This is a genomic window from Dactylosporangium siamense (assembly GCF_016862795.1).
Lineage (GTDB): Bacteria > Actinomycetota > Actinomycetes > Mycobacteriales > Micromonosporaceae > Dactylosporangium > Dactylosporangium siamense.
On sequence record NZ_BONQ01000286.1, the window covers coordinates 1 to 637 of the forward strand.

1 protein-coding gene is annotated in these 637 nt (G+C 68.9%); it reads right to left on the minus strand.

The features are described from left to right. The coding region (locus tag Dsi01nite_RS56970; protein WP_203854889.1) for an AMP-binding protein at positions 1-637 on the minus strand (637 nt) is incomplete at both ends.

Genomic DNA, 637 nt, shown 5'->3' on the forward strand with positions numbered 1-637 from the left:
CGCCGCCCGAACCTCACCCGGCTCGATCCGGTACCCACGCACCTTCACCTGCTCATCAACCCGGCCGGCGAACTCCAACTGCCCGTCCGACCGCCACCGCCCCCGGTCCCCACTGCGATACAACCGACTCCCGTCACCGGCGAACGGATCCGCAACGAACCGCTGCGCCGTCAACTCCGGCCGCCCCACATACCCCCGAGCCACCCCCACCCCACCGATGAACACCTCACCCAGACCACCAGCCGGCACCGGCCGCAACGACCGCTCCAACACCCGCACCGACACACCCGGCAACGGCCCACCGATCGGCGTCGCCCGCGCCACCTCATCCACAGCCGTGAGATCCGCAAACGTCGAGTCGATCGTCGTCTCGGTAATCCCATAACCCGCGAGCAACCGCACCCCGCCACCAAGCACCTCGACCGCCCGGCGCGCCGACCCGGTGCGCCACACCTCCGTGGTCACCACCAACAACCGCAGATCCACCAACCGCACACCAGCAGCCGCCACGAACTCGACCAGATCATCGACATACCGGCCCGCACACTCGAACGCGCCGATCCGCTGCTCGGTCAGGAACCGCACCCACCGCGCCGTCGACAACTGCAACCCGACGTCACCCAACACCAACGTCCCG